Raw genomic sequence first — 13,300 nt, forward strand, 5'->3', positions numbered from 1 at the left:
TTTGCTGCTTTACTATTTAGAATTTACCCTCCAATGCTTTCATTGCCCTTGTCAAAATTCCATTCATATAGGCTATTGAAATACCGTAATTTGTCATAGGTATGGTCGCATCATTTGCATATTTCATCCTTGACTTCATCTGATTTTCATTTAACATACAGGCTCCGCAGTGGATTATCAGTTTATATACCGACAAATCTTTGGGGAATTCTCCCCCGCTTGAAAGTTCAAACTTTAAATCATTTTCACCCTGAAGTCCGGTAAATTTTCTGACAAGCCTAGGAATCTTCACACTCCCTATATCCTCACATTGGCGATGATGAGTACAGCCCTCACTTATAAGGATTTTATCTCCCGCCTCCAAGCTGTCAATTACCCTTGCCGCATTATAAAGGCTGTTTAAAGCCCCCTTATAATTTGCAAATATTATTGAAAAGGAGGTAAGAGGTATATCCTTGGGAACCAGCTCATCCGCTTCCTTAAAAACTTGAGAATCACATACTACCAGCGCTACATCCTTGATTTTTTCAAGGGTAGCTTTAAGTTGCCCAACCTGTACCACAACGGCTATACCATGTCTGTCGATTATTTCCCTTATAACCTGCTGCTGTGGAAGTATAAGCCTGCCCTTAGGCGCCGAATCATCTATAGGAGTTACCAAAATCACCGTATCTCCCTCACTCATCATATCCCCAAGTATAGTCTTTTCTTTTTTCCCCTTATTTAATATCTCAGCCATCAAAGCTTTTAATTTATCTATATTGATATTTTGAGTGGCGGAGACATATATATCAGCTTTGCACTCTTTTTTATTATCTTCGATGCTGTCACATTTATTCCCTACAATAATATGCTTTTTTTCTTTTATCTTTTCTATAAACTCGAACTCTGCTTTTGATATTTCACTGCCGCCATCCACCACAAAGAGTATCAAATCAGCCTGATCTATATATTCCATACTCTTTTGTACTCTTAATTCTCCAAGACTGCTCTCATCATCAATTCCCGGAGTATCCACAAGTACTACAGGTCCGAACGGCAGAAGTTCCATACTTTTTTTGACAGGATCCGTGGTAGTACCTCTAATTTCCGATACAATTGCAATATTCTGTGAAGTTATGGCATTTATTAAGCTTGATTTCCCTACATTACAGCGACCGAACAGGCAAATGGTCGCTCTCTCTCCCATCGGTGTACTATTCATATCAGAACCTGAAATCCCTTGCATTTGTAGTCTCTATTTGATTGATATAATCGGTAGCTCTCTCCTTTACCTTCGGATTGCTTATCTTTTCAAGCTCATGTTTTATCATCTCCATACCGTCACTTTTGGTCTGCTCGGATGCATAGTCGGTCATATATTCGCTAAGTGTCATAAGTGCATTCGGATGACAGCAGTTTATAATCTGTCCGCTCTTGCAAAGGCTCATAAATCTGTCACCTGTTCTGCCCTCTCTGTAGCAGGCGGTACAAAATGAAGGTATATGTCCCATATGCATAAGCCAGTCCACCACCTCATCAAGGCTTCTTTGATCCGATACATCAAACTGTTCCGAGTCGGTAGGTCTTATCTCCTCCGTATATCCGCCTACAGAAGTTCTTGAAGCACCGCTTATCTGTGATATACCAACCTTTAGGGCTCTCTCTCTTACTTCCTGACTTTCTCTTGTAGAGATAATCATACCTGTATATGGTACCGATATCCTGATACATGCAATTATTTTTTCAAATGTATCATCATCCAGACCGTTATCAAAGGCATCCGGATCTATATCATCCGCCTTCTTTATTCTTGGCACACTTATAGTATGAGGTCCTACACCGAAGGCACTTTCTAAATGCTCCGCATGCATCAAAAGTCCTGCAAACTCATATCTATAGGACTCAAGACCGAATAATACTCCAAGTCCGACATCATCAATACCACCCTCCATCGCTCTGTCCATAGCCTCCGTATGATATATATAATTATGCTTTGGACCTGTAGGATGCAGACTCTCATAGGATTCCTTATTATAAGTTTCCTGGAAAAGTATATAAGTTCCGATTCCCGCATCATGAAGCTTTTTATAATTTTCCACTGTAGTAGCCGCAATATTTACATTGGCTCTTCTTATAGCGCCGTTTTTATGCTTTATACTGTAGATAGTCTTTAATGATTCAAGTATATATTCTATAGGACTGTTTATAGGATCCTCTCCCGACTCAATGGCAAGTCTTTTATGTCCCATATCCTGAAGTGCAATAACCTCATTTTTTATTTCTTCCTGAGTAAGTTTTTTTCTTGCAATACGCTTGTTTTTTGCATGGTATGGGCAGTAAACACAGCCGTTTACACAATAATTTGAAAGATATAGCGGTGCGAACATTACTATTCTGTTACCGTAAAATGTCTGCTTTATTTCAGCTGCCAAATCATATATTTTTTTAATTACTTCCTTATCCTCACATGCCAAAAGCACTGCCGCCTCTCTGTGATTCAAGCCCTCTGCAAAAATTCCTTTATCAGTTTTTTTCGGTCTTGCTTTTTCCAAATACTCTTCTATCAATGGAATATTATTTTTATTTTCATCCGCAAACCTTAATGTAGCCAATATTTCTTCATGGTTTATAAATTCCTGTGCGTTTTTTGAATTTACATCGTATTTAAACATTTATAATCTCCTCTTACTTTTGCAACTCCATAACCTATATTATTGATTCTGTTAGTAATACATCCGATGCAATGAGCAGCTTCATCTCCCGTACATACTTTTCCGTCATATAGCTCATATTTTTTTCTGTTCTTTACAGGTGAAAGATTCGGCATCACAACATTTGCACCTGCAAGTATTCCCTTTTCTCTCCCAAGATTGTCAAGAGTACTCAGAGAGGTCGTGGCGGGAATAAGCATATTAGGTCTCATTATTCTAAGTATCGCTATCAGAAAAAGAGTCATCTGAATGCTTCCGCTTTTTTCATCCTTAAAAACAGTGTCATGATGCGGTATAAAAGGCCCTATACCACACATTTCCGGCGCAAATTCCTCTATAAATTTTAAATCCTTAGCCAATGTGGCAGAGCTTTGATATGGTGAACCTACCATAAAGCCGCAGCCCACCTGAAAACCTATATCTTTTAAGTCTTTCAAACAATTCATTCTGTTTTCAAATGACATTGTCTTTGGATGCAGCTTTTCATAATGCTCTTTATCCGCTGTCTCATGTCTTAAAAGATATCTGTCAGCACCTGCATCATACATCTTTTGATAAGATTCCTTATCATATTCTCCAAGTGATAAGGTCACTGCAACATCCTTGTATTTAACTTTTATTTTCCTTACAATGCCGCATATATATTCCGGCTCGAATTTTCCGTCTTCACCTCCCTGCATTACAAATGTTCTGTATCCCAGAGCATATCCTTCATCTGCACATTCAAGTATCTCTTCCTCAGAAAGCCTGTATCGCTCACAGTTTCTGTTTGAATGTCTTATTCCACAGTAATAACAATCATTTTTACAAATATTGCTTATCTCAATCAGACCTCTCAGATATACATCCTTTCCATAGTTTTCATCGCCTATAATTCTTGCCTTTTTGCTGATATAATCAAATACCTCTTTGTTCAGATTTTCCACAAGATACTTGTATTCTTCAAGGCTTAAACTTCTTTCTTTCTCGAGCTTATCTATAAGAGCAATACTTTTATCAATTTCTAAATTTCTGTCATACACCGTATTTTCAAAGTCTATCCTGTATTTGTCTTTAACCATTATTACTACCTACATTTGAATAAGCGATTTTTATACTTACTCCGCTTAATTTTCCTATCTTACCGGACAGACTTGAAATCACATTATTCGGTGCATCAAGAGCCACCGACAATATACTTATACTTCTCTTATGATAGGGTATACCCATTCGTCCTATAACATAATCCCCGTACTCATGCAATAAATCGTTTAATTCCTTTACAGAATCCCTGTCTTCCACTATTATTGCCATCAATGCCACTCTGTTATCCATATTTTTCCCCTTAAATTTTATAATCAGTACCACCGGCTAAGCCGGTGGTTTGTTGTTTCGCCCTATAAGGGCTCTTTACCTGCGCTTGAGTCTAAAGACTCATCGAAAGTTCGCCAACCGCACATCATTTACTTGCTTAGCCCCTTGGGCTTATTTTTTCTTATTGCTTTTTATTACCGGCTCACCCGTAAACGGGTCTATGTATTCTTTCATACTCATTTGGTCATATAACATATCTTCATTTAGCTGGTTCCTTATGTATTCTTCTATCTTTTTTGCATTTTTTCCTACCGTATCTACATAATATCCCCTACACCAAAAATGTCTATTTCCATACTTGTACTTTAGATTTGCATGTCTTTCAAATATCATTAGTGTACTTTTACCTTTTAAATATCCTACAAAATCTGATACACTCATTTTTGGCGGAATCTCTACCAGCATATGTATGTGATCCGGACATACTTCTGCTTCCACTATATGTACTTCTTTTCTTTTACATAACATGCTCAATATATTTGCTATATCCTGCTTTAGCTCTCCATATATTATCTTTCTCCTATATTTTGGTGCAAATACTATATGATACTTACAATTCCATGATGTATGTGATAAACTATTATTATCCATTTGGATACCCCCTTTGATATATTTATTGGTTGGCGAACCTTTTATATTATATCAATTTTGGGGGTTTTTTCACATAACGCTAAAGCTATTTCAACCACCCGCATAGCAGGTGGTTTATTTGTTCTCTTGCGAGAACAGGGCCTTGCCCTAACAATAAAAAACCCAAAGCCGGTGGCTTTGGGTACTAAAACAAATGTGCAAGAACACATATCTATCCGTTCACAAACCACCTTTCAAGTCAGATTAAGCACTGTCTTCCCTGTTAGGAGTATCTGTATACAGATTAAATCCTTTTTTGCTTTTTGTCAATATTTATAATCAGTAATTTCTATATATTTATTTAATATTTTTAGATATTATATGTATTGTTAAACAATTATCTATCAATCATCAATCTCTGAACTGCTTGAAACTATTGCACCTGTCGCCGCATTGATATCATAATCATATTCTACATTTCCGACCTTAAATTCTATCTCATATACTCTGATACCGTCCTCTGTATCAAGCTCCACCTTTGTAAAATGTGCGCTTCCTACTCCTGCATGTGAAAGTGCAATCTGCTTTGCTCTTTCCGCTGATATACCTGAACTTGCAGCCTTTTTCGGTGCAGGTGCAGGCGCTGCTGTAGGTGCGGGAGCAGGGGCAGGTGCCTCTGTAGGAGCCGGTTCCGGAGCAGGTATTGAGTAGTCTTCAATATCCCAGTCAACAGATAATATACTGCCGGTTGCCGCATTGATTTCATAGTCATATTCTACATTTCCGCTGTAAAAATCTATATCATAAACCTTTATTCCATCCTCATAGTCGATTTCAGCCTTTACAAATGACACCTTGTCAAGAGAATGTCCTGCATGTGAGAGTGCAATCTCTTTTGCCTTTTCTACGCCTATATCCACCGTATCCGCATTTGTCTGCTGTACCTCTGTAGGCTGTACAGGAATATTGTAGTTTTCAATATCATAATCATATGATACTATATCACCGCTTACAGCATCTATATCATAATCATATTCCACATTTCCGCTATATGAAACTACATTTTGAGCTGAAATATCAAACTGAAAATTATCATTCTCAAGCTTAATTATTTTATCATTTACAGTATCTCTTTTTCTCAAGGTTAGGTAATGTATCGGTGTCATATCTATATCTGAAACAAGTTCAAGACAGACTCCATCCTTAATTGCTCCTTGAGATATACTATTATCTGCATTAACAGCTGATGTATTTGCAGAAGTCTCCTCGGTACTTTCATTTCCCTTTGCAACCTTAGCATCTGCCACTGAATTCTCACTGCCTATGTCCGCTTTTGAATTTACATTGCAACCGGCAAGTATAGCCGCTATTACTACTACTATCCATATATTTTTCTTCATTAATATTTAAGACCTCCTTCCCATTCTTGTTTCTTGTACTTTTCAAGCATTACAAAACCCTAAATTTATATTATATGATTCGAAAACTCTGCCCGGTTGTATATAATGCTACCTTTGATATAATATAAATATGTATATATCTACAGTATGGGCTTAATATATAAACAGCATAGCATATGTGGGTTACAAATCAATATCCTTATGATTTTCTTTTTAAAAATGTAAGCTCTTTATTTATAAAAACTTTTGTATGGAAATCATTTTAGGCAAAGACTTTCCATATGTTGCTATTTTTAACCATCGACATCGCAAGTATAAAAGCAGCTATATCTGATAACGGCTGTATCAGATAAATCCCCCACTGTCCGAAAACCAAAGGAAGTAAAAATAATAATGGAATATAAAATATGCCCTGTCTTGAAATCGAAATAATAAGTGACAGATAATACCTTCCGGTATTTTGCATAAGCATGCTGCTTGTCGCAAAATACCCCATCAATGGCAGACTCAGGCATTGAAGTCTAAGTATTATTACACTTATTTCTATAATCTCATTGTTTCTTGATAAAGCCATAGTAGGAAATTTTGCAAATATATATAGGCATATCGAAGAAATAATCAAAAAAATCGTACCTGCTTTCACAGTATATTTAAAAGCTTTTTTTACTCTGTCATACTGCTTTGCTCCATAGTTCATTGCACAAACAGGCTGAAACCCCTGCCCCCAGCCTATTACAATCATATAGGCGACTGCAGATATCTTGGAACTTACCGTAATTGCCGCCACCACATCCTCACCAAATCCTGAGGCCGCTATATTTAATAAAACCATTGAGAGGCTTGTAATTCCCTGCCTTGCAAAATTTGGAAGTCCGCCTATTAAAATATGGTAAATATTGTCTTTTGTAAATTTCACTTTTTTAAAACTTATAGGAATATTTCCGTTCTTTCTTATAAGCCGAAACAAAACAAGACTTCCTATTATCTGCCCTGTTAAGGTGGCATAAGCCGCTCCTATAAAGCCCATTTTAAGACCGAACATAAATACAGGATCTAAAACTATATTTACAATCATGCCCGATAAAAGGCCTTTCATGCCGTCACCTACATTGCCGCAAAGCCTCAGCTGATTATATATAACAAGTGAAAACAGCATAAAGGGTATGCTTATTACTATTACTTTCAGATATTCCTTTGTAAATATATAGAGATTATCAGATGCCGCCCCACCTATAAATAAACTGAGCGGACTTAAAAATATACTTGATATTACAGCTAAAATCACTCCGATAAAAACAGCCGTTACAGCCGCCATAGAAGCAAAACTCTCCGCCTCATTATACTTTCCCTCTCCAAGACTTCTTGACATGGCATTACCGCTTCCATATCCAAGCCAAAAGCCTATTGCCTGAATTACACTTATAAAGCTGAAGGCTATCCCTATCGCTGCAGTCATTGACTTATTGCCAAGCATTGCTATAAAAAATGTATCTGTAAGATTATATAAGATCATCACAAGCATACCTATTACCGTAGGTACAGCCATTTTTACAAGCAGAGGCATTAAAGGAGCAGTCAGTATATACTGCCTTCTTTGTTCTTTTTTATCTTTTACATCATTATCCATCTATAACTCCGATTTTACTTTATTTGCCGTTCCGCTGTTTCCGTCAACTTTTATTATATCTCCGTCTTTAAATCTTGAAGTTGCAAAGCCTACTCCGAGCACTGAAGGTATTTGATACTCCCTTGCCACTATTGCTGCATGACTTAGTGAAGAACCTGTATCTGCCACCACTCCCCCTGCAAGCTTAAAAAGCGGAGTCCATTCAGGATCTGTAAGATGACAAACAAGTATATCCCCTCTTTTCATCTTATAAAATTCTTTTGGACTTTTTATTAGACATGCCTTACCTATTGCCACTCCGCCGCTTCCGCTGACTCCTTTTAATACCTCTCCCGCCTTATCAAATACAAGACTTTTTGAAGCTTCCCATACCTTTAAAGCCAGAGGATATTTTTGATTTCTTCTTTTGATTTTTTCAAAATCACTTTCACTTAAATATCCCCTCTCCATAGCCTCTGTAAGTTCTTTATGAAAAAGATTTGCCACCTCTTCTTTATAATTTTCTTTACCGGTCAGTAAAAAGTTTGTTCTTTTAAGACATTGCCTTACATAGTAAAATAAACTCTCCCAAAGATATTGACTCTCCTCACGCACAATATGAAAATATCTGAAATACTCTATTCTTTTTTTGATTTCATTGTATTTTTTTCCGCCAACTTCCCTTATCTCATTCATTAAATTATTAAAATCATTATTCTCATCTTTTTTAATGTCTTTTTGTAAAAGTAATGGCTTGACCAAATTTATAATTCTGTCAGGATCTTCGATAAAGGTCTTTGCATCAATACAATAACAATTATAATCCGACTTAAAACCGTTTTTATAAAGAAAATCTTTGGATAACTGCTTAAATTCCGGAAACTCCATGCAAATATTCTCAAAGTTTTCTCCCGAAACTATAGCGGCTTTTATTTTATCATTACTTTTTATTTTTTCTGCCAGCTTTTCTATATCTCTTGATACCATGGCAGTCTTATTGTCAAGGTTTTTATAAAGATCAAATATCGTATAATTTTTATTTATTCTTTTTAAAACTTTTTCCAAATCCTTATTTAATGCCGAAGGGAATAATGCATATTTAAAGCGATCATAGCTAAGACTTTTTAACAGTTCAAGGCTGTAGATTAAAAATTTTCGGCATTCATCCATTCCCATGTTTTCAAAATCAATTTCTTTTAATTCACTTATTTTATTCTCATAGTCAATCATAAATGCTTCGCATTTTTTTGCACAGTATTTATAGTCTTTAAGCATTTTTATGGTTTTAAAAAGCTTAAAAATATTTCTGTTAATTCCCTTAGAATCCTTTGGCATGGTCTGTATTCCGTCATCATCTATTTGAGGATTTGAATTCAAATTTATGCCAGCCTCATTAAATATTATCGCCTTTTGATTATTTATGCCCATCATATAATCATAATCCAGTACTCTATAAGCAAATGGCATCTTTTCCAGTTGAAATGCCATTTGTTTTCTTAACATCTTTGACATAATGATGTCTTTTATGTAAGGCTTTACTAACTCACTGTCATTATTTTTCTTTATTGTTGTAACAGCCCTTGCCTGTAATATATATACTTCACCTTCTTTTATAGCCCACTCGATATCCATATCCTGTCTATAATGCTCTTTTAAAGCCTTAGCCACTTTTACAAGTTTAAGTACCTCATTCTCATTAAGCGAAGCCTTCTCCCTTAATTCCTTACTTACTTCCACTTCCTTATTGGCATTTTTATCATAAATTATCTTTGTCTGCTTTGAACCTATATTTATATATTTTATCCGCCCGAATTTGTCCACAATATAGCTGTCTGCATTAACTCTGCCGCTTACCACACTTTCCCCAAGTCCATAGCTTGAATTTATCTGCATTTCATCAGTATTATTGTTTATAGGATTTAAAGTAAACAACACCCCTGCCTTTTCACTCTCAACCATTTCCTGAATAACTACAGCTATTTCAACAAAAAGCTGATTATAGTTTTGATTGGCTCTATAGATTACAGCCCTGTTTCCCCAAAGTGAAGCATAACAATCTCTGATTTTATCAAGTACATCATCAATTCCTCTTATATTTAAATAGCTTTCCTGCTGACCTGCAAAACTTGCATCTGATAAATCCTCTGCCGTAGCAGATGAACGCACTGCCACCAATACATTATCTCCAAGATTTTGATAAGCAGACTTCACTTCATTTACAGTATTTTCAGGAAGCCTTCCCATTTTTATTGATTTTCTGAATTTCTCTGCGGCTTTTAAAAGCTTTGCATGATCTCTACCTGCCTTTGTAAGTTCATCTTTAAGCAGCTCATTTAAAGAATTAATACGCAGAAATTCTTTATAGGCATCTGCTGTTATAACAAAGCCCTTTGGCACATTTATCCCTGCCGAAACCATTTCTCCAAGATTTGCTCCCTTGCCCCCGACTTTTATTACATCTTCTTTACATATTTCATTAAATCCAAGTATCATATAACCCCCTTTGATATTTTTAAACCTTTAAATCCATATATTAACTACAATTCTTTATATCAGAGTTCTATATATCTTTTTACCACAGCCGATATAAATACTTTCAAAATATCATTAAAGTACTCCTCTTCAAATTTATAATAATTTGAAAACAATAAAAAGCTTCCTGTAAATGCATTTATAAGCCCTTTCTCATCCACATCCTTTACTGCATTCTGTTCCTTCCAGTATTCTGCCAATTTATTTATAAAGTCTGTATATAAGCTGTTCGCTTCATATACCCTATTCTCAGTTTTTTTAGAAAGCATATTTAAAGCCTGTGCATATATAGGCTTTTTCTTATACTTTTCTTTTAGATCAATTGAATGTTCATAAATGATGTCCACAAGAAATTTTACCGGATTTTCTAATGACTCATCAAAACTTTGCTTTGCAATTTCCAACTTCTGAGACAGTCTATACTGCATTACATCCATAATAAGGGCATCTTTATCCTTCCAAAAATTATAAAAACTTCCCTGTGCAATACCTGCCCTCTTTGTAAGTTCCTTTATACTAAGCCCCTTTGTACCGCTTTCATGAAAAATCTCAATCGCAGCTTCCATCATTTTTTGCTTTATATTAAGCTTCTCATCCTCACTGAATGCCTTTGACATAATCACCTCTATGAATATTTTATATTTTATTCATAGATAGAATAATTCTTTAATTAAAAAAAGTCAATGAATATTCCATAAAATATTCACTGACTTTTAAATTCCGGTTACAGTTCAGGTAGCATTTTTATACCTTACCCAAACTGTAACCAAAACAACCAATTATTAAAATAATTCTTTAATACACTATAATTTATCAATCATCAACTTCAGATTTACTTGAAATTATTGCGCCACTTACGGCATTGATCTCGTAATCATATTCTACATTATCAACCTTAAACTCTATCTCATATACAGCTACTCCGTCATCCGTATCAAGCTCAACCTTGGTAAAGCTTGCTCCTCCGACTCCGGCATGAGAAAGTGCTATCTGCTTCGCCCTTTCTGCTGAAATGGTGGAAGGAGCGGCAGGCTGTGTTGGCGCAGGCGCTGCTGTAGGTGTGGGCGTCGGAGCTGCTGTGGGGGCAGGTGTTGGCGCAGGTGCAGGTGCCGCCGTCGGTATTGAATAGTTTTCAATATCTCTGTCAACAGATATTATAGCTCCTGTTGCAGCATTGATTCCATAATCATACTCCACATTTCCGCTGTAAAACTCTATATCATATACCTTCACTCCGTCTTCATGGTCAAGCTCCGCCTTTACAAAGGATACACTTCCCTGTGAAAGACCTGCATGAGAAAGTGCTATCTGTTTTGCCCTTTCTATGCCTATATCTCCGGAAGGAGTATTGGCAGCAGGTGCTGTAGGTGCAGGTGCCGCCGCAGTTTGCTGTGAAACCTCAGTTTGCTGTGGGGCGGCTGCACTTTGTGCAGGTATACTGTAGTCTTCAATATCAAAGTCATTTGATATTATTTCTCCGCTTAGTGCATCTATATCATAATCATATTCGACATTTCCGCTGTAAAATTCTACCTCATAAACGGCTCTGCCATCCTCAGTATCAAGTTCTGCCTTGATAAAGGTAACATCCTTTAAAGCCACCTTGGCATGTGCAAATGCAATCTGCTTTGCCGCCTCAACACCTATCTGCTTTTTATCACCCGGCCTGGTCTCTTTATTCATAGAAATACCGGCATCTTCATCTATATCTTCTATGGCATCTGCAATATTCTCCCAGATACTGTCATCATCATCATAATCAACTATATCTCTTATATCTATGCCCTTTTTTGCAACCAGATTTGCAATATCGGTCACCTTCATTTTAGCCAGCTCTTTTGCATCCAGAGAACTGTCTTTTGCTGCAAGATTAAGTACAAATACAGCCTTTCCTATAGAGATATTGTTTTCTCTTGCAAATTTATTGGCATCCGCAGTATTTTTAAAGGTCTGATTCATAACATTTGCCTGTACATCATTTGTATATAGCACAAAGTTTATATCATAGAGAACCTCTTCCTTCACTTTATTTGCCTTCTCAGAATTGTCATTTCTTACAGTGACCAATATACCTGTATTGTTATTTGCAATATATCCCTTTTGAACCATTGAACCTATAAGAGCATTTACCGCCACTTTCAGTTCAGTATTTTTCAGGTTCATTCCGTCTATAACACTGTCTCCATCCTTATTTGTAGATTGTACATTCAAAACTTTATTCTTTTTATTTGTTACAATCTCAACTCCGGGATTTACATCTATATCCACATATGTGTCGGGAACAAAATTATTACCATAATACGGAACTCCTATAATTCCTGCTACAAGCAATATACAAGCCGCGGTTGCCACTCCCATAAAGCTTCTGCCAAAAATATTAAAGTTCTTTTTCTTTTCCTTTTTTACCACTCTTTCTATTGCTTTCGGATTGGCGGAAACAATATTTTCAGAGATTCTGTCAAACATGTCTTTTGGAATCATTCCGGATACAGCAGTGTCGAGCTTCCTTTCAATATCTTCCCTTTTCATTAAAAGCCCTCCTCTTCCAAGTATTTTTGCATCTTCCTTATAGTTCTATTGTACTTTGAAAGTACCGTATTTATAGGCATATCAAGAAGATCTGCTATTTCTCGATTTTTAAGACCTGCTACGGCATGGAGCAAAAGTATTGTTCTTTCATTTTCATCCAGCTTATTTACAGCTGTTTCAAGAACAATACGCTCACTGACATCTTCCACAAAAGAGAAAATGACTTCAGGCATATCATTTACCTCTTCCATACTGTCTTCTTTTTTTCTGTCACGGAATTTCATCAGTGCAAAATTTCTTGCTATTGTAAAAATCCAGGCCATAGGCTTATCATACGAGGTGTAATCTGCCGCCTTTTGATATATTTTCAAAAAAGTATCCTGCAAAACATCCTCTGCATCATGAGTGTTTTTAGTTATGGAAAGTGCAAAAGCATATACACCTTTATGAGTTTTTTCATATAAAGTATGTAAAGCCTCCATACTTCCCTCTGCGATATCTTTTATAAGTTTATCGTCTATTGTTGACGACGCTTTTTGACTCTCTTCCAAGACCGCCACAAAATTAAGCATCTTAAAATCATCCTTTCACTATATTAATGCACGAGAATATCATTT

11 protein-coding genes are annotated in these 13,300 nt (G+C 36.2%); all 11 read right to left on the minus strand.

Annotation, left to right across the window (positions count from 1 at the left end):
- Window positions 1-16 precede the first annotated feature (16 nt).
- The 11 genes from hydF to J4O15_RS10225 all read right to left on the minus strand — a co-directional run bounded on the left by hydF (window position 17) and on the right by J4O15_RS10225 (window position 13,255).
- Window positions 17-1,228: a [FeFe] hydrogenase H-cluster maturation GTPase HydF gene (hydF, locus tag J4O15_RS10175; protein WP_208100682.1), complete on the minus strand. Its 1,212-nt coding sequence runs from the start codon at window positions 1,226-1,228 to the stop codon at window positions 17-19.
- Entirely contained in the window at window positions 1,206-2,654 is a 1,449-nt protein-coding gene (hydG, locus tag J4O15_RS10180; protein WP_208100683.1) for a [FeFe] hydrogenase H-cluster radical SAM maturase HydG, read from the minus strand. Before hydG ends, hydF begins: the two co-directional genes overlap by 23 nt.
- Window positions 2,636-3,754, minus strand: a complete 1,119-nt coding sequence (hydE, locus tag J4O15_RS10185; RefSeq protein WP_208100684.1) for a [FeFe] hydrogenase H-cluster radical SAM maturase HydE — start codon at window positions 3,752-3,754, stop codon at window positions 2,636-2,638. Before hydE ends, hydG begins: the two co-directional genes overlap by 19 nt.
- Window positions 3,747-4,007: a TM1266 family iron-only hydrogenase system putative regulator gene (locus J4O15_RS10190; RefSeq protein ID WP_208100685.1), complete on the minus strand. Its 261-nt coding sequence runs from the start codon at window positions 4,005-4,007 to the stop codon at window positions 3,747-3,749. The genes hydE and J4O15_RS10190 overlap by 8 nt, the downstream gene beginning before the upstream one ends.
- A 150-nt stretch (window positions 4,008-4,157) precedes the next feature.
- Complete coding sequence (gene tnpA, locus J4O15_RS10195; RefSeq protein WP_208100686.1) at window positions 4,158-4,637, minus strand: IS200/IS605 family transposase; 480 nt, start codon at window positions 4,635-4,637, stop codon at window positions 4,158-4,160.
- A 383-nt stretch (window positions 4,638-5,020) separates the two neighbouring features.
- A complete protein-coding gene (locus tag J4O15_RS10200; RefSeq protein WP_243762032.1) occupies window positions 5,021-6,016 on the minus strand; it encodes a PepSY domain-containing protein in 996 nt (331 codons plus the stop codon).
- A 262-nt stretch (window positions 6,017-6,278) separates the two neighbouring features.
- Window positions 6,279-7,643, minus strand: coding sequence for an MATE family efflux transporter (locus J4O15_RS10205; RefSeq protein ID WP_208100687.1), 1,365 nt, complete (start codon window positions 7,641-7,643; stop codon window positions 6,279-6,281).
- Window positions 7,644-10,115, minus strand: coding sequence for a PEP/pyruvate-binding domain-containing protein (locus tag J4O15_RS10210; RefSeq protein ID WP_208100688.1), 2,472 nt, complete (start codon window positions 10,113-10,115; stop codon window positions 7,644-7,646).
- A gap of 59 nt (window positions 10,116-10,174) precedes the next feature.
- Window positions 10,175-10,771, minus strand: a complete 597-nt coding sequence (locus J4O15_RS10215; protein ID WP_208100689.1) for a TetR/AcrR family transcriptional regulator — start codon at window positions 10,769-10,771, stop codon at window positions 10,175-10,177.
- A 196-nt stretch (window positions 10,772-10,967) separates the two neighbouring features.
- The gene (locus tag J4O15_RS10220; RefSeq protein ID WP_208100690.1) at window positions 10,968-12,683 is read right to left on the minus strand and encodes a PepSY domain-containing protein; all 1,716 of its coding nucleotides are present in this window, start codon (window positions 12,681-12,683) and stop codon (window positions 10,968-10,970) included.
- The gene (locus J4O15_RS10225; protein WP_208100691.1) at window positions 12,683-13,255 is read right to left on the minus strand and encodes an RNA polymerase sigma factor; all 573 of its coding nucleotides are present in this window, start codon (window positions 13,253-13,255) and stop codon (window positions 12,683-12,685) included. Before J4O15_RS10225 ends, J4O15_RS10220 begins: the two co-directional genes overlap by 1 nt.
- Between the last annotated feature and the right edge of the window lie 45 nt (window positions 13,256-13,300).

It is taken from the genome of Lachnoanaerobaculum sp. Marseille-Q4761, from assembly GCF_017565785.1.
Lineage (GTDB): Bacteria > Bacillota > Clostridia > Lachnospirales > Lachnospiraceae > Lachnoanaerobaculum.